This window comes from Bacteroides uniformis (assembly GCF_025147485.1).
In the GTDB taxonomy this organism is placed as follows: Bacteria; Bacteroidota; Bacteroidia; order Bacteroidales; family Bacteroidaceae; genus Bacteroides; species Bacteroides uniformis.
The window spans coordinates 1,850,324-1,876,441 of sequence record NZ_CP102263.1 but is presented as its reverse complement, the minus strand read 5'-3'; the positions used below and the strand labels follow the sequence as shown (position 1 = coordinate 1,876,441).

General features: G+C 40.4%; 14 protein-coding genes. 5 read left to right on the top strand and 9 right to left on the bottom strand.

Going from position 1 to position 26,118, the window contains the following annotated elements; translation table 11 throughout:
* Positions 1–52 precede the first annotated feature (52 nt).
* The 5 genes from NQ510_RS07150 to NQ510_RS07130 all read right to left on the bottom strand — a co-directional run bounded on the left by NQ510_RS07150 (position 53) and on the right by NQ510_RS07130 (position 7,066).
* Entirely contained in the window at positions 53–1,006 is a 954-nt protein-coding gene (locus tag NQ510_RS07150; protein ID WP_005824271.1) for a hypothetical protein, read from the bottom strand.
* A gap of 30 nt (positions 1,007–1,036) precedes the next feature.
* Positions 1,037–2,626 carry a RagB/SusD family nutrient uptake outer membrane protein gene (locus NQ510_RS07145; RefSeq protein ID WP_005824273.1) on the bottom strand — a complete coding sequence of 530 codons (1,590 nt, stop codon included), beginning with the start codon at positions 2,624–2,626 and terminating at the stop codon, positions 1,037–1,039.
* Positions 2,627–2,657: 31 nt separating this feature from the next.
* The gene (locus tag NQ510_RS07140; RefSeq protein WP_074668634.1) at positions 2,658–5,624 is read right to left on the bottom strand and encodes a SusC/RagA family TonB-linked outer membrane protein; all 2,967 of its coding nucleotides are present in this window, start codon (positions 5,622–5,624) and stop codon (positions 2,658–2,660) included.
* A 679-nt stretch (positions 5,625–6,303) separates the two neighbouring features.
* Entirely contained in the window at positions 6,304–6,495 is a 192-nt protein-coding gene (locus NQ510_RS07135) for a hypothetical protein (protein WP_005824336.1), read from the bottom strand.
* Complete coding sequence (locus tag NQ510_RS07130) at positions 6,482–7,066, bottom strand: zeta toxin family protein (protein ID WP_005824335.1); 585 nt, start codon at positions 7,064–7,066, stop codon at positions 6,482–6,484. Before NQ510_RS07130 ends, NQ510_RS07135 begins: the two co-directional genes overlap by 14 nt.
* A 404-nt stretch (positions 7,067–7,470) precedes the next feature.
* On the opposite strand from NQ510_RS07130, the gene NQ510_RS07125 reads away from it, so the two are divergent.
* Positions 7,471–7,968 carry an AAA family ATPase gene (locus NQ510_RS07125; RefSeq protein WP_229031933.1) on the top strand — a complete coding sequence of 166 codons (498 nt, stop codon included), beginning with the start codon at positions 7,471–7,473 and terminating at the stop codon, positions 7,966–7,968.
* A 233-nt stretch (positions 7,969–8,201) separates the two neighbouring features.
* Here NQ510_RS07125 and NQ510_RS07120 read toward each other — a convergent pair whose 3' ends face one another.
* The 3 genes from NQ510_RS07120 to NQ510_RS07110 form a co-directional block, all read right to left on the bottom strand.
* Positions 8,202–9,662 carry a RagB/SusD family nutrient uptake outer membrane protein gene (locus NQ510_RS07120; RefSeq protein ID WP_005824584.1) on the bottom strand — a complete coding sequence of 487 codons (1,461 nt, stop codon included), beginning with the start codon at positions 9,660–9,662 and terminating at the stop codon, positions 8,202–8,204.
* Between the two features lie 18 nt (positions 9,663–9,680).
* Positions 9,681–12,617, bottom strand: coding sequence for a SusC/RagA family TonB-linked outer membrane protein (locus tag NQ510_RS07115; protein ID WP_074668627.1), 2,937 nt, complete (start codon positions 12,615–12,617; stop codon positions 9,681–9,683).
* 859 nt (positions 12,618–13,476) lie between these two features.
* A complete protein-coding gene (locus NQ510_RS07110; RefSeq protein ID WP_005824324.1) occupies positions 13,477–14,667 on the bottom strand; it encodes a site-specific integrase in 1,191 nt (396 codons plus the stop codon).
* A gap of 453 nt (positions 14,668–15,120) precedes the next feature.
* Between NQ510_RS07110 and NQ510_RS07105 the strand changes: the two genes are divergently transcribed.
* The 4 genes from NQ510_RS07105 (at position 15,121) to NQ510_RS07090 (ending at position 25,384) form a co-directional block, all read left to right on the top strand.
* The gene (locus NQ510_RS07105) at positions 15,121–18,279 is read left to right on the top strand and encodes a SusC/RagA family TonB-linked outer membrane protein (protein WP_240054354.1); all 3,159 of its coding nucleotides are present in this window, start codon (positions 15,121–15,123) and stop codon (positions 18,277–18,279) included.
* Positions 18,280–18,299: 20 nt separating this feature from the next.
* Positions 18,300–19,898, top strand: a complete 1,599-nt coding sequence (locus tag NQ510_RS07100; RefSeq protein WP_005824578.1) for a RagB/SusD family nutrient uptake outer membrane protein — start codon at positions 18,300–18,302, stop codon at positions 19,896–19,898.
* 1,098 nt (positions 19,899–20,996) lie between these two features.
* A complete protein-coding gene (locus NQ510_RS07095; RefSeq protein WP_317135444.1) occupies positions 20,997–23,849 on the top strand; it encodes a SusC/RagA family TonB-linked outer membrane protein in 2,853 nt (950 codons plus the stop codon).
* 17 nt (positions 23,850–23,866) lie between these two features.
* A complete protein-coding gene (locus NQ510_RS07090) occupies positions 23,867–25,384 on the top strand; it encodes a RagB/SusD family nutrient uptake outer membrane protein (RefSeq protein WP_005828430.1) in 1,518 nt (505 codons plus the stop codon).
* Between the two features lie 59 nt (positions 25,385–25,443).
* Here the strand turns inward: NQ510_RS07090 and NQ510_RS07085 are convergent, their stop codons facing one another.
* Positions 25,444–26,109: a MarC family protein gene (locus NQ510_RS07085; protein WP_008665785.1), complete on the bottom strand. Its 666-nt coding sequence runs from the start codon at positions 26,107–26,109 to the stop codon at positions 25,444–25,446.
* Positions 26,110–26,118 lie beyond the last annotated feature (9 nt).

Here is a 26,118-nt window from a genome sequence, read left to right as displayed (position 1 = left end):
CCGGCCCTTTGTGTGAACCGGCTTTTCTTATGTAATTTTTTTAATTTTCAAATTACTCTGTCTCCAAAGAGTTAAGGTATGCTTCCGCACTCAAGTAGAGATAAGACGGGTTGGTACAAGGATATGCACCACCGTCTTGATAGTCAGCCATACTTACGTACAACGAATTGGCTGGGAAGGTAATACTACCGGCCTTTTCATTATAAACTCCCAAAGGATAAGAATTTATATTAGTAGATAGGTTGCCATATACAGAACCACCGCTGAACATACCATATCCCCAATCCATACCATATTGAACCGGTTTCAAAGAAGCACCTTCTTTAGTCACATCAATTACGAAAGTATATTCACCTGGAACTACATCAGCCTCTTCATTAAAGGGATAACCGTTGAAACCGCCAACCTCATCTTGTGCAGTCGCAACTTTGGCAAACGGACTGTCAAAACGGAAACGTGTACTGGTAGCAGTTGTAGTTTTTTCAATTTCCACAGCCATCGGAACAGACGGATCTACGCCAAAGAAATTAGCAACTGTACCGTCCAAATAGTATCCGGTACCGATAGATTCCCACTTCAAGATAGCAAAATTTACTGATATTTCATGGTATCCGGAAGAATAGTTGCTGACATCATTACCACTCAAAGCCAGTTGTAGATTATAAGTGATACCCTCGGCAGCTGACGGTGTTTCAACTGTCAACTTGGCTGTTTTCTCTCCAGCAGCAAATGATACAGTGGAAGGGCATACAAATATATTCTCTTCATTATTTATCACAGTAACATCAACCGTACCGGCAGCATCTGTCAAGGAGCGTGTCAAAGTTAAATCAAAAGAGGTTATTCCCGGCTCAACTTCCACTGTTTGGGTGTAATTGCCCACAAAGCAGATGCCTTGATTACCGTCTTCCAGTTCACCCGGAGTATAACTTTCTGCATCAGGATCGCAAGAGGTAGCTATCAGTGCGATGACAAACAGACTAAGTATCTTATTTATATATTTCATATTCCATATTTTTAATAGTTAACATATACATTATTCTACATCAGGTATTGGTGTAGGTGCCGAAACCAGCGGATTGTTCTCCAATAATGGGTTATATTGTACTTCCTTATTAGGAATACTGTAAATCTGAACCGGATCACCTGCTGTAATATTAAATACGGCAGTAGTCGGGAAGCCGCAGCCTAAACGGTTGACTCCCTTGTTCAGACGCATAATATCAAAATATGCCATACCTTCTCCCCAGAATTCAAGACGACGTTGTTGCCAAACAGCTTCCTGCACAGCTTCCGGTGTAGTGGCTGTACACTGATAAGACGGGTCACGATATGCAGTAACAAACGAGTTAAGGGTAGATACACCGCCACTAACATTACCACTCATAGCTTGTGCCTCAGCCTTGATAAGATACATTTCCTCAACACGCATCAATATTATATCCGTAGCATTGTTGTCAGTTCCCCATTGGTCATTCAGCACCCCATACTTTACTTGTGTATAGGCAGGTGCCTTTTTCCCAGTAATGTATGTTTGGGCCGCAGCAGGCAAATTGGCAGATACACCTTCACCGTTCAGGAACCATCCCTTGCGGACATCACTGGCAGGAATCTCACTATAGAGTTTCGGACTGATTCTACGCCATCCACCTACAGAAGCATAACCATAATTCAAAGAGCCCATATGTGAAGGGAAATTACAAATACCGGTTGTACTTACACGGTCCTGTTCTGTAATCAAGATACCCCACATCCATGAATTGTCTTCGATATTAATGAATGAAGGCTTGCTTACATCAGCACGGGAGTATGGAGTGGCAGTAGTTTTGGCCAGTGCGGCTTCCGCATCCTTTAAAGCTTCCGCATAGTTGTGCATTGCCAGATAGACACGGGCACGGATACCGTAAGCGACATCCAAGCTGACATAGCGCTTGTCATCACGTTCTTTTGTAGTGGCTGTCAGCAGCTCAATAGCTTTATTCAGGTCTGCCAAGATAAAATCATAAGTTTCTTGCACAGTAGAACGGGCGCAGCCATTGGCTGCAACTTCTGTTGCATTCTGCTCTGTAATCAAAGGCATACCCATAGCGCTCTCATGTCCTTTGTAATTGAACTGATACAACTGTATCAACGTAAAATAGTCAAAAGCACGGACAGCTAATGCCTGCGCCAGATAATATTGTAACGTAGGATCTTCAGTTTCGTTATCTACAGTACCGATTACGTTATTGGCTGTAAAAATCTGATTGTACAATGTACCCCAGAATTCAATGGTAGCTGTACTTGTATTCAAGCAGTCACTGTAATCGGCTGAATTGGAATACCAGTTATAACCAGTAATATCTGCCACCATGTCCGTACCTCTTGATTCCGTGGCCAGCATAATGGTCGGATAACCTATATCACTATGCACATTGTCATCTTCTGTGTAGATTTTGGCATATTGGGTGAAATTTGCAGCCACAGCTGCTACGCTGGCTTCCAATCTGGAAGGATCAGATTCAACAACTTCTTCCTTTTGGTCAGATGTAATAGTCGAACTCAGCGGTTCTGTATCCAGATCTGTACATCCAGCTACCATCAAACCGAGCATAACATACGGTGTTATCTTATATAATTTCTTCATATTTTTTCTGTATTTTATTATTGAACTATTATCAGAATGTTACTTTCAAACCGCCGGAAATAGTACGTATAGGCGTATATCTATCTGTAGAAGCTGTTGTGTAGCTCATACGTGGATCAAGCCCTTTACGGGCAGAGAAAAGAGCCACATTGTCAGCCGCACCGTAAATACGCAAGCTTCCGATACCCAGACTTCTCAACCATCTCTTAGGTAAAGTATAGCCCAGGGTGATGTTATTGATAGAGAAATAATCAGAACTTGTCAACCAACGGTCTGATAAAGAGTTGGTGTATTTATCAATGGCATCTACACGCGGAATATTGGTATTTCTATTCTCTGGTGTCCATGCATTCAAGATATCCTTGTGCCAGTTATATCCCATGTAGTGGGAGTCACCGCCATGCATGAAAGCTTGATAGCCACTATCATAAATCGTACCACCCAACTGATAAGCACACTGGATGGAGAAATCAAAGCCACGGAACTCCAATGTTGTACCGACACCGCCATAGATAGTAGGCAACAGGTCACCGGAAGCTTGTCTATTGGAATTGTAGGCAGCAGACCAATCTTTATCCTTATACTCTACACCGTTTTCGTCCTTTGCCCAATACAGAGCTTCGCCGGAATCAGGATCTACCCCTGCATATTTAGTCAAATACATCTGGTACAAAGATTCACCTTCACGATAAATATAGGAACCATCAATCATCTCTCCTTTCAAATCCGGATGCAGCTCAAGAATCTTATTTTTCATCAATGTTCCATTCCAATTGATCACCCACTTTAAATCATTAGTTTCAATAGGAGTATAGTTCAATTCAATTTCCACACCGGAGTTGCGTACCGAACCGATATTCATAGGAAGTTGGGTATAACCGTTAGACATCGCTACCGGTTTATAATACAACATATCCTTAGTCTGGCGGTTGAAGTATTCGATTGTACCGTCAATACGTCCTCCCAAAAGAGCGAAATCCACACCTACATTGAATGAATTGGATGTTTCCCAAGTGATATCTTTGCTCCCCTTGTAGTAGAGCACACCATCAGAGAATACACCGTCAGACCCGCTAACCGTGAACTGATCCAGATACGGATAGTAGTTTGTATATCCCTTATAATAGAGGTTGTCATTACCCTGCTGACCGAAAGAAGCCTTCAGCTTCAGCATGTTGATCCAATCGTATTGACTGATAAAGTTTTCTTTTGCCATATCCCATGCTGCACTCACACTCCAGAAGTTACCCCAACGGTTATCCGGATGGAAGCGTGAAGAAGCATCACGACGATAAGAAACACTACCATAATATTTTTCATTGAAATCGTAGCTGGCACGTGTAATGATACCGATTGTGGCATATTCATTGTAACTGCCAGAACCATTCTTGCGGTCGATAACATTAGATGCAGTCCAGTTCTTGTCACTATACATGTTATATCCTAAAATATAGTGACTTTCCGTGTTGAAGTCCATACTTTCATAGCCGGCAAGAATATCCAAGTTATGGTTGCCGAATGTCTTTTTGTAATTCAACAGATATTGTTGGTCAAGCGAATAAACGCGTGAGGAGTATTGCATAACAGAACCGCCATAGGAAGCCGACTGACCATAATACTTGTTACCCACACTATGCTGGCGTGTGTTGTCAATATGCAAGCCCAAAGAAGCTGTCAATGACAAACCGTCAATGATATCAATCTTTGCATACCATTTCCCATTCAGAATATCCATCAGATATTTTTCAGTATCATAAAGGAAACCGCTCATAGGATTGGACATGCTCATAAAATTACGGGTGAAGTTTGTACTTGAACCATCACCATAGTCATATACATGATAGCCAGTATTGGCATTATATTGGAAACTGCCGTCTGCATTCCGTACATACATCGGATAGATTGGTGCGATAAAGTTACCAACAAAGAACGCATTACCGGAAGAAGTAGCAGCATCGGTATCCTGATCGCCCGGTGAACGGCTTGTTACATTTGAATAGCTAAGATTAACTCCGAGCTTCAACCACTTTTTAGCCTGATAATCCACGTTCATACGAGTGGAGATACGTTCGAAACCTGAATTTTCAATAATACCTTCATCATTCAAATAACTGGCAGACAGATAGTAGCTTAATTTGTCCGAACCACCAGAAACACTAAGATTATACTCTTGGCGCAAATTACTTTGGAACATCTCATCAGACCAGTTATCCGGTGTATAATAATAGTCACCGTCACTATATCCCAGAGTTGCATAAGGGTTCAACTTGCCGTTCCGGCCAATAAGATATTGTCCATCAGGTATGGTATAAACTTGGTAGCCCAGCTTTGGAAACAAGTCTGCATTGGCCAATTGATAAGCCCGTTCTGCTGTATATCCGCTATTATATAGGTATCCGTTATACAAAGCAGAATATGCAGTCTCCATATAGGTATTTGCATTCTGCAATACATCATAGTTTTTCACTAAGCGGGAGTTGACTCCCCAACGGGCGTCTAAAGAAATCTGCGTATCACCGCTCTTACCTTTCTTTGTAGTAACCAAAATAACACCGTTTGCACCACGTGCACCATACAAGGCAGCAGCTGCGGCATCTTTCAATACGGTCATTGATTCAATATCTTGTGAATTGACAGCGGAGATATCTCCTTCATAAGGAATACCATCCACTACATACAGAGGATTGTTGCTGGCATACATAGAACCGATACCGCGAATACGAACTGTCGCACTCGTACCCGGCTGGCCATTTGTACTTTGTGTCTGCACACCAGATACAGTACCGGAAAGTGCATTCGATAAGTTGGAGACCTGACGTTTCTCCAATGTCTCAGACTTGATCACAGAGGCTGAACCTGTAAAAGCAGACTTCTTTGCTGTACCGTAAGCTACCACCATTACCTCATCAAGCATCTCAGAATCGGAACGCATGAATACTTTTATATTCGGCTTAATATCAACCTCTTGAGTCTGCATACCAATGTACGAAATTACCAAAGTTTTCGCGGAACTACATTATGTCTATATTGTTGATAATAAGCAATATAAAATAAATAAAAAGAGCTCCTGAAATAAAGTATTCCTCTAGAGAAGATACTCTATACATATCCACTGTAAATGACAATCTACTTATATGATACTATTTGTAATGGTAATATCCTGATTTGAAGGTGTTTAATTCTGTACTGATGTGCTATAATCATAACGTCAGGATCTTTTTTCTCAAAAACTAGAAGGGCTTTGTCAATATCTATCATTTAGTTGCTTTTTGTCAATTATTTACTCGTGTTGTTTATTCCATCTATGAGAATGTAAACCCTTATGTAAAATACTATTGAATTTATAATGGTTACATAAACACTATCCTACCTATTTATCCATTTTATGCATAGAACACCATGTAATTGTCTCTATCTTATAAATGGAGATTATTCCAAATACAAAGTAATTGGAGTAAAGAATTCTATAGCTATGAAAAACTACTGTTTGGAGCATGTCAAAAACGTAATGAGGAGATTTTCTTGTAAGAGAATATAGTCTACATAGAATAACGAAGACTGAGTGGATATATTTTTTATTATAATTCAGGGGAATAAAGAATGTACTTTGTAATCCGCGCTGACTCTCGTGTCATGCAGACAATTCAGGTTTGCTGTTTATTGAAGAGAGGATATTTCTATCGTTTCAGCTCCTCTCCATAAAGTTTACGCAGTATGATACGTGCCGGTACACTTTTAATCTCTCCATTGGGCAAGCCTTGTATAATGCATTCATTGCGCAATGCTTTTTCTTCAAGCATACGACGTTCGGCTAATGCCAAACCGAAATGTAACTTTTCGCTTAGTTCTTTTCGTTCATTCTCTGACATAACTTTGTATTTTATTAAATCGTTCAATGTGATGTATATGCATTTTCATTCCTCGTCCACCTTCAGCAACAATTATACGGGGTGTTTCGCTATTATCTGCCAATAGCCAATAGTCCACACAAGGCATATAAATATTGAAAAAGTTATCAATACCTGCTTGATAACGCCGGAGCACAACCTCTTTGGGAATGTCGTGTCCACCATTACGTACACGTTGGGCTACACGCTGAATAGCCAAGTCGGGCGAACTCAGCCAGAAATATATTAAATTGACTTTATATCCTTGTTCTTGTGCACGATGGACAAGGCGAGTGTAAGATCTTGTGGCAAGTGTGGTTTCTATAGAAAAGTTTTGTTGATTTTTCAGCAATTCATTGATTCTTTGCAACATCAACCGTCCGGCTTCAATGGCCATACTTTCGGGATTAAAAGGAGATAATCCACGAGCTATTTCATCCGCATTGACAAACTCCTTGCATTCCAGAACATCCGGCAACACAGTATAAGATGCCGTAGTCTTACCAGCACCATTACAACCACTAATGATGTAGAGTTGTTTTTTAGAATCCATATTCATGCATTTATCTAATTGCAAACATACAATATTTTTATAAGATTATGGATAATTGATAGTTATTGTTTTTTAAAAGTTGATTGTTGTTGCGAGAGTCTAGAATAAAAAATGAGGTTGTGCAGTTCACATTTTGACAACCTCTATCAAAAACACTTTATTTTCCAAACAACTCCGGTGGAATTATTCCCTTCCAAGGTTTAACTCATCGTTGTAATCTGTTTCATTCAGATGCTGTTCATAATTTAATTTGCAATTCCATATAAAAAATAGGTTCCTTTGTTACAAAACTTTCTATTGGCAATCGAAAGTTTCTCTATTTATATCATATTTTTTTGTATATTAGCAATATATATAAAGAGAGGAAGATTGTGTGGATAAAAGTCTATTACGCTAAGTTATTTATGAGCAGAGAAACGAGCAAGGTGTTTGTTGCCGGCAGTAATGCCAATCTACTTAGTAAAGAGTTGGGCACTTTTCTTACTGGCAGATATGTCACTATGGAACTTTATCCTTTTTCTTTCCATGAATTCCTGAAACTAGAGCAAGTAGCAATAAAACAAGATACATTTTATGCTGCAGAAGGCAAGGTGCTACTCCTTAGTGAAATACAAAAATACCTAGGAATAGGAAACTTTCCTCAATACATTCAGTCAGATAATGATAACTACTTGCTTTCACTCTATACCGACATCATTTATAAGGATGTAGTGGTGCGAAACAAGATAAGCAATGAAAGGCAGCTTGGAGAGATGATGTATTATTTGGCAAGTAACGCTACTCATCGCTTTGCGTACAATTCTGTAACTAAGGCTGTCGATGTTAAAAGTCCGGACACGATAAAATCATATATAGGATTTGTGGAAGATACTTACTTGGTACGACAACTATCAATTATCTAAAGGCATAATTATTACTTTGGAAGACGAGGAAGAAATAACCGTTAATCCCCGGCAGCAGATTTCTATACGTCCTATTTGGAAATGATTGTTGCAGAAATAAAGTGGAAAAGATAGAATAACAAAAGCCGCTTACTTCACAGTGAACGGCTTTTAAAACACTTTATTTAGAAAACACCCTATCAAATAGAGATGTTTTGAAAGTTCAGAAATCAGATATACTCCTTCTTACAGACTTATTTATAAGCAGGATTCTGATCATTATTTGTCAGTTCTCCATTAGCATCAATCTCTGCTTGCGGAATAGGTAATTCAAATCTATCAGAACCAGCAGGAAGGTCTAATTGACTGGTCCACAAATCGTGTCCGTCAACTCCAGTTCTTGTCAATGCTAAACCTCTACGTTTCATGTCGAATAGGCGATGTCCCTCTGCAAATAATTCACGCCTTCTTTCTTGTTGTATCTCATCTGCTAAACCGGCATCCGTTCCACTATATTTATCCAATCCACGAGCTATCCGAACAACATTTAATGCTTCTTTAGCCACATCATAATGCTGTTTGTCAGCAGCTAATTCAGCAATAATAAGATACATCTCAGAACCACGCAGCATATTGAAAGAGCCTTGTCCCATTTCATTATTACGACTATGAATCTTTGTTGTCAAGTATCCTGTTTCACTGATATAATCGTTTATTTCAGAATCTTTCGGGAACTGAGTTTTGCGTATATCTTTATCTTCCATTAGATTAATCAAAGCCTTTGAAACTCGTAATGAGCTATAACCAATAACAGCATCTTCATAATCATCTCCACACAAATACCAGAAAGAGGGTAATGAAAGATAGAATTGATTATCATCAGTTGGACATTCGAAAGCCCAAAGTGTTTCTGAGTTAACTTCACAGAAATCAGCTGTGTAAACTGCCGTATTCATCAAATTAACACCTTTCAATGCAGCATTGGCATGTTTGATACCATTTGTTTCATCACCTAAATCCAAATACAAACGTGCAAGAATTCCATGAGCAGCATTCGCACCGATATATGCCTTGGATGAAGAAGAATGTTGGTCCAACAATCCACATGCTTTTTCCATGTCAACGACAAGCTGATTATAAACATCTTTTACTGTAGCACGAGGAAGGTCTTCTGTTCCAGAAGAAATACGTAAAATTATGCTCGGATTATCCGGGTACTTGTTTACAGGTTTGGCATACATTCTTACTAAGAAATGATAAGTATAAGCTCTTAGAGATAGCGCTTCACCTTCAATTCTGTTACGCTCTGCACTTTCTGCCAGGTTTCCGATATTATCCAAAATGGCATTCGTATTATCTATGATACTGTAACATCCCTTCCACGGGTCATCAGTATAGGTACTTCCTGGAGAAACTGTATATTGATAAGGAGACACAAAACGTCCATAATTGTAGTTGGGGTCAGGTGTCACCAATGCGTCATCTCCCATAATGTCAGGCAAGAAGAAAATATATTGGTTGGTCATATGAGCCAACCAGCCATTGGTCAACCAGTCATAAGCACCGGTCAACACTTGCTGCGCACCGTCTATCGTAGTAAAGGTGTTAGAATCGGACATTTGGTCCGAAGAAGTAGTATCCAAAAAATCATCACCGCAATTTGCCAAGCTAAGACCTATTGCAAGTGCTATTATAGTTTGCTTTATTCTATTCATCGTAATCTCAATTTTAAATTAGAAACCAACATTTATACCAAATAAGATTGTACGAGGCAATGGAACCGTACCTGCACCGTCCAATACTCCGGTTACACCTCCCAATTCCACATCGTAACCTTTGAAACTACCATCCAAGTTCCATACACAGATATTCTCCAGACTTCCAAAGAAACGTACTGTCTCCAACTGTATCTTCTGTGTCCATTTTTTTGGTAGAGTATAACCTAAGTTGATATTTTTAAATTTAATGAAATCTGCATCGTGCAAATAGCGGCTTGATGTAGAATGAGAACTTGAAGTGTTATTGGGCAAGAATGCAGGATTCGGAGCGTTTGGATTCTCTTTTGTCCAATAATTCGCTTGATCTTTGATGGCTTGATAACCGTTGTTGTTACCATCATTCAGCAAATTGGCTTCGTACGCATCATATATCTTTCCTCCAAAACTATAAGTAAAGAGGAATGAAAGGTCTAATCCTTTAAATGTAAATGTATTATTCAAACCTCCAAATACATTGGGAAGTGCAGAACCAAGTTTGTATTTGTCTGCAGTAGAGTAAGTTGAAGTGGTAGTTCTTTCACCTGTCGGATTACCTTTATCATCTTTTACGTCTTTATACCAAAGTGGAGCACCGGTTTCTTTATCTACTCCGGCCCATTCTTGCATGTAAAATTCATAAAGGCTGTAGCCTACCGTACGAACTTTTGTACCAACAACTTCCTGTTCTTCGGGATAAGAAGTGATTTCATTCTTGTTAAAAGAGATATTGAAGTCGGTTCCCCAATTAAAGTCTCCGGCTTGAATATTCAGGGAATGCAAATCTACTTCTATACCAGAGTTGCGCATACCACCCAAATTAGACATAATTATGTCCAACCCCGTAGAACCGGCTAAAGGTTTTTCCAATAACAGTTCATCAGAGTTTTTGATATAATAGTCAATGGATCCATGTAGGCGACTGTTAAGTACTGCAAAATCTAACCCCACATTGAAGTTTTTGGATTTTTCCCATGACAAATCAGGATTTGCTAATTGAGAATGTCTGAAGCCAGACTCTCCGTTATAATTGGCTCCACCTTCATAGAAGGCTTGATAACCATATAAGTAATCAGATGTTTTGTTACCTGAAGTACCATAGCTGGCACGCAGTTTCAAGTCATCGAGCCAAGTAATATCTTTCATGAAGTTTTCTTCGCTGATACGCCAATTTAATCCGACACTCCAAAATGTACCATAACGATGTCCCGGTGCAAAACGTGAAGAACCATCGGAGCGGATACTGAATGAGGCAAAATATTTATTCTGATAATCATAATTTAATCGACCAAAATAAGAAAGCATGCGCTCTTTATCTGTTACAGAACCTACTTCTTGCGGAGTAGCAGCTACATTCAGCTCTGTCAAACCACCAATCGGAAATTTTGTTCCTTGTGCATAAGTGCGCTTGTACTCTTTATTATAGATTTCATAACCAGCCAATACCGAGAAGTGATGGTCTTCCTTTATGTTGAAATTATAATTTAATGTACTGGTCAATCCAAAAGTGTTGTTCCAAATGGCATATTTGTACAAGCGTCCTTGTGCAGCTTTACCATTACCATGTTCCGCATTATACCATTGCGTTTCATCCAAATTGATATAATCATATGAAAGACTTGTTTTCCAATGAACTCCATAAAAGTTGAAATCCACGTAGGGATTTACCAAAACACGGTATGTGTTAGTTGCATATTTGTCAGTTTGTGCAAATGATATAACATTCATATCCTGAAATATGGGATTCTTGAAGTTATAAAGAGGTTTGCCATTTTCATCATATTGCATTTGGAAATTTTCATCCAAATCATATACAGGAACAGCATTGGGTAGGAAAATACCATTAGTCAAAGGACTAGCACCGCCACCTCCACCTACAGGAGTGTTTTGTTTTGCCAAAGAGAAAGTGGAATTGATACCCATACTGAACCAAGGTTTAATTTCCGTTGAGACATTTGTACGACCTGAATATCGTTCAAAATCCGAACCAATCACAATACCCTCTTGATTCATATATCCCATAGAAATGAAGTATTTTGATTTCTCGTTTCCTCCATTTACACTGATATCGTATTCTTGTGACATCCCGGTTCTGAAGACTTCATCCAACCAATCGGTATCAATCATCAATTGAGCACCAGATGTCAAGTCGCCAGAAGCATCCAGAGGGTTAGCAACATTATATGGATTTCGCCCATACATGCTTTGTGTGGATTTGTTGGCTGCAGCGGAAGCTTCTTCTGAGGACATGCCTTTAGCAATATTATTATTATAGAAGCCTCCATAATACAGAGCATAATGTTCGGAGGCATTCATCAAATCATAACCACCAGAAGGGAGTTTGGAAGATGACATTTGAGCTTTAAAACTAACCTTGGCTTGTCCTTTTTTACCCTGCTTCGTTGTGATCAGAATAACACCATTGGCCGCACGTGATCCGTACAAAGAAGCAGCAGAAGCATCTTTTAAGATGGTAATAGACTCAATATCATTCGGATTTAAGTTTGAAAGTGGATTTGCACTTGTTCCATATTTACTGGTATTTGCAACTTCACTTAAGTTTGCAGCTTCAATAGCAACTCCATCTATAACATAAAGTGGGGTACTTGAGGCAGACATAGACCCGATACCACGAATACGTACCTGTGTAGACGAACCCGGTTGACCGGAGACACTTGCGATCTGCAGTCCAGGCGACAATCCTTGTAATGCTTTCTCAAATGAAGTAACTGGAAGCTTTTCCATATCACTGGATTTGATAGTAGCAACAGAACCTGTTAGTGAGTTCTTCTTTGCAGTACCATAAGCTATGACTGTTACTTCATCAAGAATTTCACTGTCGGACTTTAAGATGACTCTTAAAGAAGGTGCGACAGCCACCTCTTGCGTTTGCATACCAACATACGAAATTAGCAGAGTTTTCGCGGAACTACAACACTCTTATTTTATTAATAATCAAGCGATTATACCATGTAATAGAAATCACTATAGCGAAATTTCCTTTCTCACAAGGTGTATGTATAGGGGTACAATGTATAAAACCTTACTGCTGTGATACTATTTGTTGGATTAATGACTTGGTTATCATATGTATATCATAAAGTTAATACGTTGCTTAAAGATTTTAAATGATTCTTCCTCTTATATGAAGAATATCTTTTGTCAACATCTATCATCCTAGCTGCTTTCAATGAAGCATTTACTCTACATTGTCATTTTATTAGCGAAAGTACTAAAGTCTATGTAAAAGAATATTTCAATAGCTTCAAAAAACAGTAAACTCAAAACTTTGTGATTAGCTAAACAATCAAGACAACTGTTGTTTCTTCATAACAGTTTTCATCATTTTTGCTTCCACACTTCCACCCGCTCCTTGTATCCCTCTATTCATCGGCATTACAGACGCTGTGGAAGCAATGCAAAAGTGTGGAAGCAAAATTTGCTTCCACACCTCCAATCAGTCTTAAATATTGATAACACACCAATGTCAATCTTCTATTTACACTATACTATACTTAATTGATTCTCAGCAATTTCTTACTGCAAAATTTTGCAAACCTATTGCAGCGATACTGCAAAGCTGTTGCAGTGGTACTGCAAACTAATATGCAGCGCGGCTGCAAGCAATATGCAGTGATACTGCAAACAATATGCAGTGGTACTGCAAAACGTATGCAGTAAGTTTGCAGCGAGCAAACTGAAACTGAATAGTGAATGAACAGACTTTAAAGGAGAAGTATATGACTAACGATATGAAAGTGTAGTATTGGCTATGCTAAGTTCGTGTTTTTTTAGGCAAAGGCATGAGTGCATGGTTCTTTTCTAAATCATGCACTATAGTCATATCCATTACATTTGTATACACTTGTGTGGTTTTAACACTTTTATGCCCCAATAATTTTTGCACCGTTGTAATGTTTACTCCATTATAAATCAATAGAGTTGCATTAGTATGGCGAGCAGTGTGAAATGAAATTTTTTTTGATAAACCAGCTAGGCGGGAAATCACAATTAAATCCTTGTTCACATTAGAGTTATCCCTTAAATGAAAGAAGCTTTGTAAGTCATCCCGATATTTGTCCAGAATAACAAGCCCTTTTCCTTCGAATAAGAGATAAAGAGGTAATCTGACTTCTGTACTCGTCTTTATGGATTTATAAATTAGCCAGGTTTCTTGACGAATCTCCACGATGTTATCGGGTGATAAACTGATAAAATCAGAATATCTCATTCCTGCATAGCAACAAAACAAGAATGCATCTAAAGTCTTTTGCAATTTAGTATATCTGCCAGCCAAGCTTAATTTCTCCAACTTCTCCAACTCTTCAGGAGATAAGTGCGTATGCTTGTTTTCTATAGTTTTAATCTTGTACTTTCGAAAAGCGTATTTTTGTATCTCCATATAATCCTTGTTGATGGCGACATTTATATGTCGCTTCAGATGCTTCATATGTTTGGCTATCGTATTTGTGTGATAACCTCTTGATTGCAAGAAATATTCAAAGGAGGATATGAATTCGAATGTTAAATCAGAAAAGGTTACATCCTTTTTGAACTGTTGTAATAATGAAAGAGTGGAGAGATGATTTCGTTTTGTACTTTCTTTTAGAGTAGAGTTTGCTATCTCTTGCCTAAAAAAAGGAATAAAAGAGGTTTTGTTTTCGCTTGTGCTCAAAACATCCTTTAGTAACTCTAATGAAATACGCCTTCCTTGCTGCCACAATTCCAACTCTTTTTTTTCTATCATAGCCATGAACTCATATATCAATCTATTCAGCGCATCTGCATTAGGATGATTCTTCACAATAAGCTTTTTATTGTCCCACTGTTCTGGCTTTAAATAAACTTTGGTTGAAAAATACTTTTTCTTTCTGTCCAAATAGGCTTCTACTTGTACCAATGCCATTCCTTTTTTATTCAGGCTTCTTTTTCTGTTGTACACTAGATTGTAAATAATCTTACTCATTTTACTTGATTTTAATTAATACCAATAACAAATAAGACGATATTCTGTGCTCGATGGGATTAGAATAAGAATTAATATCTCTAAAAAGTGTCTTTTTGTGTTTAGCTATTAATCGGTATTTAGCCTCCGGGAACTCTCAATTTGTTTCAAAATCAGGTCCGTTCTCTGTTTTAGCGGCTTATTTATTAACCATTTTGTTTTAAAATATGTGTATTTCTTGGAAAAATCATCCTAAAAGAGGGAATCATAGTGATAGTAAACATAAGCCAGTTTAGGTTTTTTAAGTGTGAAAAATCTGTTATTAAGCATAAAGTGGCATGTTTAATTAACAAATTGATAGATTTACAAGGTTTTTTCAATAAAATAGTTGTTCGTTTCAGTTTTATTAATATATTTGCACTTTGTTAGAGTAAAGAAACAATTAATGTAAAGTTAAACTTTAAGAGAGAATTTATGAAAAGAAAATTAATGCTGTTATTGGCCTGTCTTTTTGTCGGAATAGGCCTAGTAACTGCCCAAACCCAGAAGGTTACAGGTGTTGTAATTTCTGAAGAAGACGGGCAGCCAGTTATTGGAGCCTCTGTATTGGTAAAAGGTACACAAATTGGTGCTATTACCGGTGTAGATGGTGATTTTACATTACCAAACGTACCAAGTTCCGCGAAAACTCTGGTGATTTCGTACATCGGTATGAAGACTCAAGAAGTGGTAATCAAACCGAGCGTAAAAGTGGTTATGATGCCTGATACAGAGATACTTGATGAAGTAACAGTAGTGGCTTATGGCACTAAACGTAAACAAGATTTGGTGGGTTCTATCAGCAGTGTAAAGAATGAGATTATCAGTAATTCACAAGCTACATCCGTGTCCAATGCACTAGAAGGAGCTGTGGCTGGTTTGCAAGTTGTAAGTTCTTCCGGCCAGCCGGGACAAGATGCCAATATCGTATTACGCGGTATCGGTTCTATTTCGGCCAGCAACAATGCACTGATTGTAGTAGATGGTGTGCCCTTCAACGGCAAGTTGTCGGATATCAACCCTACAGACATTGCTTCAGTGAACGTGTCGAAAGATGCTGTATCCAACTCTTTGTATGGTTCCCGTGCAGCAGGTGGTGTGGTCATGATTACTACCAAGACCGGACGCAAAGACAAGGTGGCCATCAACTTTAACGGTTCCTGGGGTGTGGCACAGCGTGCGTACAAGGACTATGATATGGCTACTGATCCGGGAGAGTTCTACCGTTTGTCTTGGTATGGTCTTCGTAACACCTATTGGGCGGCTGGAAAATCCATTGAAGACTCTAATTTAGCAGCCAGTCAGGATTTGCTGGGCGAACTGGGTAATTACAATGCTTATATCATCCCGCAAGGAGAGTATCTGGTAACACCAGATGGAAAACTTAACCCTAATGCACGTCTGCGTTATAATGATTCGTTTGCCGATGCCTTGTTCGACAATGCCTTCCGTCAAGAGTATAATGTATCTGCATCGGGTGGTAATGACCGCACAGATTACTATGTATCTATGGGCTTTCTGGACAATGACTCTTATGTGCTAGGTTCTTCTTATGAGCGCTTTACGGCTCGTGCCAACGTTAACTCTCAGTTGAAATCCTGGTTGAAGGTAGGTACCAATGTAGGGTATTCCAAAGCAACTCAGAATGGTGTACAAGAGAATGCCGGAGCTGCCTCCAATCCTTTTGAGGTGGCACGATCTTGGGCTCCTATCTTCCCGGTTCATGCCTATGATGCAGAAGGTAATATGAAATATTATGAGGACGGAAATCCTATGTATGATGCCGGAAACGGTGAGACAGACGGTACATCTAAACGTCCTACGGCTACTAACCAGAATGTGATAGCCAATATGAAAGAGGATATTCGTGAAACTGTGTACAATAATCTGACTTCACGCTCGTATCTGGAAATCTCGTTCTTGAAGAATTTCAAGTTTACAGCAAACTACAGTTATGATTTCACGAACAGTAGCCAGACAGTATTCTACACTCCGCTCATCGGTGACGGACAGTCTTTCGGTGGTCGTGGTACAAAAGGAAGCTACAACACTACGACTACCAACTTCAACCAGATTCTGGCCTACAGCAATGTATTTGGCGATAACCACCACTTGTCGGCCAAGATAGGTCACGAGTACTATAAGTATGAATATCAGTATTTAGCAGGACAGAAGACCAACTTCTTTAATCCGAACAATCCGGAACTGGACAACGGTGGACAAATGCAATACATTAACAGCTACACGGCAAACCATAACATCGAGGGGTATTTCGGTATGGCAGACTACGACTATAGCAACAAATATTATCTTTCTGCAGCCTTCCGTCGCGACGGTACTTCTCGCTTCTTAGACCGCTGGGGTAATTTCTGGTCGGTAGGTGCCGCTTGGCGTATTTCCAACGAAGCATTCATGGAGGGTACAAACTCTTGGTTGAACGACTTGAAACTGCGTGCGTCTTATGGTACCCAAGGTAATGAAAGCATCCTTTCGGAGTATGACTATGCCTATGTGTACACGCCTTATCAAGACCAATACACAGTTACTTGGAATGGTTCAGAGTTGGGTTATTCACCGGAATTCTACGGTAATCCGGACCTGACTTGGGAAAAGCAGAAGACTTTTGACGTGGGAGTGGATTTCCGTCTATTCGACAGAGTATACGGTTCATTCGAATATTTTTATCGTCGTACAGACGATATGCTCTTCAAGCGCCCTGTAGCTTACTCTACAGCCGGACGTCCGTATAACTGGGAAAACCTGGGTGCGATGAAAAACACTGGTATAGAGTTTGAAGTGAATGTGGATATTTTCAATCAGCCCGACCTGAAGTGGACGGTATCGCTCGTGGGGTCTCACTACAAGAACCGCATCGTGACACTGCCCGAAGAAAACCGTGAAAATGGCATCACTTCCGGTCCGTTCAACCTGCGCGAAGGTAAGAGCCGCTTTGAATACTATACTTATATGTATGCCGGTATGGATGAAAAAGGAAATGCCATGTGGTACATGGATGAGACAAACGAGAAAGGGGAAGTGACAGGCCGTACTACCACCACCACTTATGCAGACGCAACCCGCTACTTCATTGGAAAATCTGCACTGCCCGATTTCAACGGTGGTTTGAGCACTACTTTCTCTTACAAGGGAATTGACCTTTCTATAGCAACGGCTTTCCAAATTGGTGGCTATGCTTATGACTATTCTTATCTGTCCGGTATGAGCTCTTCATTCTACGTAGGTCATAATAAGGATATGTGGAAAACATTCAACCCTGAGACCGGTCAAGGTTCACTTCCTATTTGGAATGCTGACAATGCTTCCAACTCTTTCACTCAGCAATCAGACCTCAATCTGATAAAGGCCAGCTACTTCAGCATCCGTAACATCACTTTGGGCTACACATTGCCGAAGAACCTGATGCGGAAATTGGGTGTTGAGAAACTGCGTATCTATGCTACGGCAGATAATCTCGGCTTGTGGTCCAAACGTCAGGGATTTGACCCTCGTGTAGCAATGGCTGGTTCTGATGATGAATATGGAGGCTATTCTCCGATGCGTGTGATTTCCGGAGGTATCAACCTTACATTCTAAACTAAAAAATAAAATTGTATATGAAGATAATGAAATATATGATGCAGGTGCTTCTTGCTGGAGGCCTGCTTACATCTTGCATTGAAGATGCTGATGTTACCGCTTATTTGACTGAAGACCAACTGGGCAATGTGGCTCAGGAAGATCCTGATAAGGCTTTTTCAGCTGCTGTGGCAGGTATGTATACTGATATGCAACAGTATGTTGACGTCAATATGAGTCACAACTATTTCGGTCAAAAGAGTTTTGATTACTTAACATCGCTGATGGGCAACGATATGATTATGACCGGACGTTTCGCCATGAGTATGTATCATTATTTGCTGGATTACTGGCAACAGAACTATACTCCGACCAACAACCGTTGGAAAGAGTACTATCGCGTCATAGCCAATGCCAACAATATCCTCAAGCTGATTGACCCCAGCAGTGAAGATCCCGCCAATTTGAAATATCGTGCCATTGCCCTTGGTTTCCGTGGCTATGCCTACTTACAATTGACTTACTTATATCAGCATTCCTACTATACCGGTGCGGATGGAACGAAATGGGGCCGTGGAGAGAAATATGACTTCTCCCAGTCTCCGTGTGTACCGCTTATTACAGAGGATACAGAAGGTGACCAGCCACGTGCTACTGTAGCCCAAATCTATGAACAAATCAAGAGTGACCTTACTACTGCTTTCGACTTGTTCAAGAATTTGGATATGACGCGTACTTCCTCACCCACTGATATGGATGGCTGCGTGGTAGCTATGCATTTGGCTCGTGCAAATATGGTTATCCATGAATGGGATGAGGCGATAAAGTATGCGCAAGTGGTGATTGATAATTTCCCTATATTGCAGAGTGAAGACCAGATACTCCAGGGATTCAGTAATATCAGCTTACCGGATGTAGTATTCGGATGTGATATTACAGCAGACAATAGTACGACTTATATGTCTTTCTTCTCGCAGATGGATACTTATGGTGATGGGTATGCCGGCATCGGTGTATGGCGCGCTGCCTTTAAGCCATTAGTAGACCGTATCGCGGATACTGATATCCGTCTGCAATGGTTCTGCTGCGACCGTTCTACAGGTGTAACAGATGCTTCCGGTAATCGTATAACATTGATTCGTGACACTCAGTCTCCAGTTGCCGTGGAATACCAAGCTGTAAAATTTATCGGTACAGGTCGTGATAACATCAAGGCCGGTGTGTTCAGCGGATGGGAACTGGGAGATTATATTTACCTGCGTTCAGAAGAAGCTTACATGATAAAAATGGAAGCTTTGGCTCACAAGGGTTCTGCAGAAGCTGTGACTGAACTGAATAGCTTTATGAAGACTCGTCAGCCCGATTATAATTACACTTTCACGAACAAGGCTGACCTGATAGAGGAAATCATTTATCAGAAACGTGTAGAGTTCTGGGGTGAAGGTTTGGAATATATTGATAATCGTCGTTTGAATATTCCTGTAGATCGTACAGATGAAACTTGGGGCGCAGAAAATAATAATCACCTCTCTGCCGGTAAGTTCCGTTATAACCAAGAAGACAGGCCGTTCCTTTACCAATTACCTCTCTCTGAAATAGAGAATAATTCTCAGCTTTCTCCGAGCGACCAGAATTAATACTTCAAAGGACATGTTATACGGAAAAATGACACAGAAGCGCTATCTGTGCAGACTAATCAAGTTGCATTACCCCAACAATAATAATGCGGCAATTATGATGATTCATCCGGTTGAACATACCGGAATTTCATAATAAAGTGTTTTTGAGAAGCCACTCATTGTGAAATGGGTGGCTTTTCTTCTCTTAATCCTACAAAAGACTTCAGGGGAAGTGTTATTTCAAGATTACATATCTTCCAAAAAAAGCCCTTTATAAGAAACAGAGCAGTTTTCCCATTCTTTGTTGATTGTGAGAAAATATTCTCCTTTTTTCTTCAATATCCCCCAATCTATCCGTTCATTATTGTGTTCAATTTTTACCTATTCGTAAAATGAAAAAATACAATGCCGGTCTTCCATCCGTTGGCTTCAATAAAAGTGAGGTCTTACCGATACGCCTAAAACCGTCATTTACGATTCTTCTTGAGACTGTTCTGCTATATTCTTTAAAACTGCCAATTCTTTTTTCGACTATAGAATTTCATAATATACCTTATCATTTTACACCAAGTCCACTATTATCGTAATGCACATTACGATAATACCAATTAGAGACGATAATTTGTATAAAATGAATTTCTCCTTGAACTTTTACACAAGAAACTATAAAGTAATTTATTAAGCTCCTTTAGAAATGATCTCATAAGTTCATTAGTTTTTTATACAGCAAACACAGATTTCCTATATTTGAAATAGGAATAAACTAATATTTATCTCTATCTGAAATGGGAATGGTTATTCTGTAATTTGAAATAGTATTTACATGAAATGCAATATTCTTATGGATGAAATAAGTAATACAAGTAAATATTCAACGAAAAATAAACAAATAATAGATATTGACATAATTACCCATTCTTTTAAAAAGAGGAATACTAATTTTACAACCGTAGTACATTAATTGATACTCAAACAGCTATTAATCAAAATATTACATTTATTAATGGTATCACATAAGTAAGGTTTTGTTTATTGTAGACCCATATAGGACAGCTTTGAAAAGAGTATTCCTTGTTTTAGCCAATTCTTTGACTTATTGTATATTCTTTATTATCAATATATTATACACATTGTAGTTCCGCGAAAACTCTGGTGATTTCGTTTGTTGGTATGCAAACCCAAGAAGTAACGATTAAACCTCATGTAAAGGTAATTTTGAAATCCGATTCTGAGCTGCTTGAAGAGGTTGTGGTTACCGGTTACGGTACATTTAAAAAAGCATCATTTACTGGAGCTGCTTCTACTGTAAACACTTCCACCTTGGAAGATGTACCTGTTCTTTCTGTTGCCGACAAACTTTCTGGTAATGTCGCTGGTGTTACTTTTGGCTCAAGTTCAAGTAATCCGGGTTCTGTAAGCAGTATCCGTGTACGTGGTATGGGTTCCATCAATGCCGGAAACAATCCGCTTTATGTTATTGACGGAACACCGGTCACAAGTGGAGACTTATCCGAGTTCACTTATAGTGATGCAGGAACTGATATTTTGTCTTCACTCAATACCAATGACATCGAGTCTATCACAGTTATCAAAGATGCGGCTGCTGCCTCTCTTTACGGCTCGCGTGCTGCTAACGGTGTTGTGGTCATTACGACGAAAAGCGGAAAACAAGGCAAAACAAATGTAAGTTTCCGTTCCGACTGGGGTTTCTCAAACATGGCAATAGATTATCGTCCTATGCTTGACGGTGACTCGCGCCGCGAACTCTTATGGACCGGTCTCAAGAATTACGGGTTATACACCGGAAACATGTCCGATGCAGATGCCGCAACTTTTGCAGACCAGAACATCGAGGACTTTGCTTCAAAACCCTCAACCGGATGGACGGATTGGAAAGACCTGCTTTTCCGTAACGGTTCTCATCAGAACTACCAGCTGAGCGTATCTGGTGGCAATGACCGTACCAAGTTCTACACCTCAGTAGCTTATACCAATCAGGAAGGTATCATTTACAAACAAGGTCTGGAACGTTTCACTGGTAATGCAAACCTCACTCATAAGTTTGGAGACTTTGAAGTTCAGGTTACAAGCCAATTCTCAAAAGTAAGACAAAACAAAACTAATGAAGCTACCTCCTATGATGGACCTGTGGCCAATTACGCATTCTTCCAAAGCCCCTCATCAACCCCTTATAATGAAGACGGCACATTAAACAATGGTTGCGGCGTATTTGGAGTCAATCCTTTGTATGAAAGAGAACACAGCTCTGACGTTTATACCCTGATGAAGGCATTCAATACAATCAAGTTGACCTACAATATTTGGGACAAGTTGAATTTAAGTGAAAAGATTGCTTATGATTACGCACAAGGAACCAATGACGTTCTTTGGGACAGACACTCAAACAATGGTGCCCCCGGTGGTGTCATGCAGCGTATCGTCAATCGTAATGACCAGCTGAATACACAAACCCAGCTCTCTTACATCAACTCTTTCGGTCTACACAATATTGACGCCCTGCTTGGTTTTGAAACACAAGATACGGAATATGCTTTCAACTACATGGCAGGCCAAGACTATCCGGGTGATTTGTACGAATTGACAAATGCCGGTTCAACAAGTGCCGAAACCAACAGACAGAGCTATCGCATGACTTCGTTCCTCGGACGTGCCAATTATAACTACGCAGACAGATATTATCTCGGTCTCAGCTATCGTACCGACGGAAGTTCACGTCTGGCAAGAGAAAACCGTTGGGGAAGTTTCTGGTCGGTTTCCGGAGCATGGAGATTCATAGACGAAAGTTTCCTGAATCCTGTCAAGAGTGTATTGACAGATGGAAAGCTCCGTGTGTCATACGGTGTAAACGGAACGCAACCATCAGACTATTATGCTTATATGAATCTTTATAAATACGGAATCATATACAATGGACAGTCAGGAATGTCAATCGTCGGAATTGCAAACCCGGACCTGAAATGGGAAAAGAACAAAACATGGAATATCGGTCTCGACCTTTCATTCATCGACCGTATCTCTGTAACATTCGACTACTATCAGCGTAAAACCAGCGACCTTATATATGACCTCCCCGTATCACAAGTCGGCGGATATTATGATGGCAATTATGGGTATACCACCCCGCAAAACATCGGTTCACTGAAGAACTCCGGTTTTGAGTTGACCATTACATCAACCAATTTCAGAAACAAGGATTTCACGTGGACCACTTCTCTGAACATGGCACACAACAGCAACAAACTGACCAAATTGGATGGCCAGCAGAATGAAATCGTATCAGGACCGCTGATTCACCGTGTAGGCGAACCTTACTATTCATACTATGTTTATGAATACGCCGGAGTCGACGCAGAGACCGGTAAAGAAATGTTCTATCTGAATGACGGAACAGAGAATGCCCGCAAGACAACTACAAATATCTCTGAAGCCAACAAAACTATTGTAGGCAAGCATCAGGCTAGTATAGAAGGCGGTCTTACCAACAACCTCAAATGGAAGTTTATCGACTTGGGCTTCACTTTCACTTATTCATTGGGTGGTGATGCTTTTGACTACTCCACTTGGCAGCACTCCAATGGCGGTTCATATCTATACGGTGGTGCCGTACCGACATACTATGACATCTCAAAGATGTGGACAGGCCCGGGCGACACGAATGCCACATTGCCTAAATTTGAATATGGAAGCGCTGCTTCACTGTCTTCACGCTGGCTGATGCCTACTGATTATCTACGTCTGAAGAACCTCACATTAGGTGTAAGCATTCCGCAAAACTATATCAGCAAGCTTGGGCTCAGCAAAGCCAGAATCTACTTCTCTGGTTCCAACCTGCTTACATGGAAGTCTAAAGACTTATTTGTAGATCCGGAAATGCGTGTAGACGGACTATGCACATTTGAGACTCCGGCATTGAGAACATATACATTCGGAATAGAATTGAATTTCTAACTAATAAAGATACGAAAATGAAAATATTAAAGACATTATACACAGCAACGCTTTGCGCAGCTATGGCAGTCAGCACTTCATCATGCCTCAACAGTTGGCTGGATCAGTCACCCGCAGACGGAATAGATGCTGAAACCGCAATCAAGAACAGCGATGATTTGGCCAATGTGCGGACGGGACTTTATGCTGCCGTTAAAGGTAACAGTAGCCTGATTAATTATTATGGACGCCTCATGTTCGTATACGGTGACATGAGAGGGGAAGATATCCAATATGAATATAACGGTGGAAGTGGAAGAGCAAACTTCTACTACTATATGGAATATACAACTGCCGACAATTTCACCACCTCAACAGCCGTATGGCAGATGCCTTATGTAGTCATAGCACGCGCCAACCGTCTGATTCAGGCAGCAGAAAGTGGCAACCTGACCGACGCGGCAGAGGCAAAAGCCACTATTGACCAATATGATGCAGAAGCAAAAGTTCTGCGCGCCATGGCACTGTTTGACCTTACACGTATCTACGGTAAACCTTATACGGTAGATCAAGGCAGCTCACTCGGTGTGCCCATCGCTACCTCCCCGCTGGAATCGACAGAAAAGCCAAGCCGCAGCACGGTAGCCCAATGTTATGAGGCAATTGAAAAGGATTTGACAGATGCAATCAACTCAAATGCACTGCCCAAAACTAATGAAGTGGGTTATGTCAACCTTTGGGCTGCCAAAGCCTTGCAGGTACGTGTATATATGACAAAAGGCGAATGGAGCAAGGCTTTATCCGTAGCTGAAGACATCATATCAAACTCGTCTTACAAACTTTGGGAACCGTCAGAATATGTTGCTGCATGGAGCAAAAGTGATGCCAATCATTCAAAAGAAATCATGTTCGAGATTTCCATCAACAACAATACTGACTGGACAGACCGTGAAGGTATTGCCTATTTATATGCCGACAAGGCTGGCGCTTCTCCCGGATATGGAGATGTAATTGTCACAAAAGACTTCTCTGACATGCTTACATCCGACCCGGCAGACATCCGTAACGACATATTATTGGCAGCGGCAGCAGGAGGATTTGACAAACGTAAAGTTTACATCAACAAAATGCCTGCTGTAAACGGAGATGTGCGTTACTCCAATGTCCCATTGCTGCGCTTGTCAGAAGTTTACTTGTCAGCAGCAGAAGCAGCGTTCCAAGCCGGAGACAAGAACAAGGCTGCCAACTTGCTGAACGATATCATCTCCAACCGCACAACGGATGAAAGCAAGCAAGTAACCAGCGGAAACATCACATTAGACCGCATCTACATCGAACGCCGCAAGGAACTTGTAGGTGAAGGACAGCGCTACTTCGATGTTATGCGCCGAGGTGAAACCGTTACACGCTACACGGACGTTAATGACAGAGGATGGCACGACGTACTGAGCGAAGAAGCGCGTACATTCAACCGCGACTCCAAGAAAGCGCTCCCGTTGATTCCCGTCGGTGAAATCAATGCCAATCCGAACATAGAACAAAATCCAGGCTATTAATCAATAGTAGCCTAAAGAAACTTGGGAATTCTCCCAATGTGTTTTTATAAATAAAGTGTTTAGAGGAGGTGTGCCAGTGATGGTATGCCTCCTTCTTTCAATATATCCACCAATATCGGTTTCACTCCGCTGACAAAACACTCAACGGCAATAACCATCAGGATAAGTCCCATCAGGCGCATCATCACATTGTTTCCCGTCTCACCCAGGATTTTGACCAACCGCGTGGAAGCACGCAATATGAAAAAGGTAATCAGATAAATAAAGGCAATCATTCCTATAAGAACTCCTTTCATCTGAATGGTATGGGCATCCTGCATCAGCACAATGGCATTGGCTATGGCACCAGGACCACAAAGCATCGGAATTCCAAGAGGAGTAATGGAAATATCATCGGCATAAGTCTTGATTTCCTCGTCTTTCAGCTTCATTGGGGTATAACGGGCTTGCAGCATATCGAAGCCAATCTTAAAGATAATAACTCCACCGGCAATACGGAAGCCATTGGTAGAGATACCGAAGAATTTAAAGAGGAACTGTCCCGCAAACGTAAAAACCATAATCGTAATAAAGGCAACCAAAGTGGCGCGCGATACTACCGACTGCCGTTCACGGTCTGTCATTCCATGCGTCATGGTCAAAAACACCGGCATGGTGCCGAGAGGGTTTGTCAACGTAAAGAAGGAGGTAAAACAAAGTAAAGCGAAAGGTAAGATTGTGTCCATAGCTGTATA